Origin of the sequence: Microcoleus sp. (assembly GCF_049646505.1) — a bacterium.
Lineage (GTDB): Bacteria > Cyanobacteriota > Cyanobacteriia > Cyanobacteriales > Microcoleaceae > Microcoleus.
Map to the genome: position 1 here is coordinate 1 of NZ_JBARVX010000092.1, position 2,062 is coordinate 2,062.

A 2,062-nucleotide genomic window follows, 5' to 3' on the forward strand; every position below is an offset into this window, starting at 1 on the left:
GGAAGAAGGAAGAAGGAAGAGGGAAGAAGGAAGAAGGAAGAATGAAGAGGGAAGAAGGAAGAAGGAAGAAGGATTAGGGATTAGGGAAGAAGGAAGAAGGAAGAGGGAAGAGGGAAGAGGGAAGACGGAAGAGGGAAGACGGAAGAAGGAAGAGGGAAGAGGGAAGAAGGAAGAAGGATTAGGGATTAGGGATTAGCGATTAGGGATGAGGTTTTATCCTTGTAGTTTGTTGATTGTACTGACAATTAATCCTGTGAGTTCATCTGCTTCTTTGATAACTGGTGAGATTTTTTCTGGTGCTGCTAACCCCACTCTTTCAGAAATCACTAGATGAGTATCCAGTTCTCTGAGCGAACCGAGAGCTATTCGCAAATATCGAATATACTCTTGTCTAGTAACAGGTCCATATCCCTCCGCAATGTTAGCTGGTACTGATACAGATGCACGGCGAATTTGACTGGTGATACCATAAAGTTCAGACGAATGAAAAGATTTAGTTAATTCGTAGCAAAGTTGACAAAGATAAATACCCCGCTGCCAGATGTATTGTTCTCTATGGGTCATACAACATAATTCCCTCCTTACTTATCATAGTAATCTTTATCTAATTCAAAGAAGTATAGTGTAGGAGAGGAGAAAGAAAAGGATCTGAGAAGAATTAGGAAAAGAGCCGTCACATATTCTCGGCTGAAAATCCGCTATTTTCCCTCTTCCTTCTTCCCTCTTCCCTCTTCCTTCTTCCCTCTTCCTTCTTCCTTCAATTACAACCAATCGTCGTCATCATCCCAATCGTCGCTTTGATTTTGATAAGGGCGACTGGGGCGATTAGTGCTGCTTCTGCGATCGTAGGAGCTATCTCGATCGTAAGAGCGATCGTAAGAGCGATCGCGATCGTAGGAGCGATCGGGAATTGGATCGACAGTCGATCGCCTGTACGGCTTAGCATTTTGATAATAGCTGCTGTCATCGCTGCGCCGCTTCGTACCGTCGCCCGTAAAAGTGCGCTTCACAGACTCAAAGAAATCATCATCATCGTCATCCATCGCAAACGCTGCAACTTCGCGGCTCAAATCGTAAAGAGCATCTTGCAAATCCGAGCCAACTCGATCGACTCCCCGCTCGTCGTTGCGCTCCAAACTGTCTCGCAATTCCCGAATTAAAGTTTCAATTCGCTGGCGGCTTCTTTGAGCAAACTGCATTCCGCGATCGAGTGCAACTTCCCGCAACTGCCGCTCAGCTTGATAAGCCAAGGTTTCAGCGCGATTGCGTTTTTCCACCTTTTCCCGCTGCAACTTATCAGCTTGAGCAAACTGTTCGGCATCGCGAATCATTTGATTCACTTCCTGCTGAGAAAGCGTCGAAGCACCTTGCACAGTGATGCTTTGTTCCCTGCCGGTAGTTTTGTCCAAAGCTGTCACCAACAGCATCCCGTTAGCATCAATATCAAAAGCTACTTGTACCTGCGGAATCCCTCGCGGCGCCGGCGGAATTCCACTTAATTTAAACCGTCCCAAAGACTTATTATCTCTGCCTAATTCGCGTTCCCCTTGGATTACGTGCATCTCTACCACAGTTTGGTTGTTTTCGGCAGTCGAAAAAATATCCGATCGTCTGACAGGAATAGTCGTATTCCGAGGAATCAATTTTTTCATCACCCCGCCGATCGTTTCCAAGCCCAGAGAAAGCGGTGTCACATCCAAAAGCAGCACATCGCGGACATCCCCCGCCAAAATCCCCGCCTGAATTGCCGCACCCACCGCCACAACTTCATCGGGATTCACATTTTGATTCGGCTCTTTATCAATCAAACTGCGAACAACTTCCTGCACCAAAGGAATCCGAGTCGAACCACCGACCAACACAACTTCATCAATCCGAGCCGGACTCAAATTTGCATCAGCCAAAGCTTGTTTCACCGGACGGCGCAGCCGCTGCACCAAATCCGTGCACAGCCCCTCAAATTGACCGCGAGTCAGCCGCGTTTCCAAATGCAAAGGCCCATCTTCATTGGCATCAATAAACGGCAAATTAATCTCAGTAACACCGACTCCAGACAGCTCAA

2 protein-coding genes and 1 pseudogene are annotated in these 2,062 nt (G+C 47.2%); 1 reads left to right on the top strand and 2 read right to left on the bottom strand.

Annotated features, from left to right (window positions below):
• Positions 1-196: pseudogene (locus WBA89_RS05240) on the top strand (hypothetical protein); the annotation flags it as partial.
• 17 nt (positions 197-213) lie between these two features.
• On the opposite strand, the gene WBA89_RS05245 reads toward WBA89_RS05240, so the two are convergent.
• Together WBA89_RS05245 and WBA89_RS05250 are read right to left on the bottom strand one after the other, a co-directional pair.
• Positions 214-564, bottom strand: coding sequence for a four helix bundle protein (locus WBA89_RS05245; RefSeq protein WP_424404474.1), 351 nt, complete (start codon positions 562-564; stop codon positions 214-216).
• Between the two features lie 197 nt (positions 565-761).
• On the bottom strand, positions 762-2,062 hold a 1,301-nt coding region (locus WBA89_RS05250; protein ID WP_424404475.1), incomplete at its 5' end, for an Hsp70 family protein.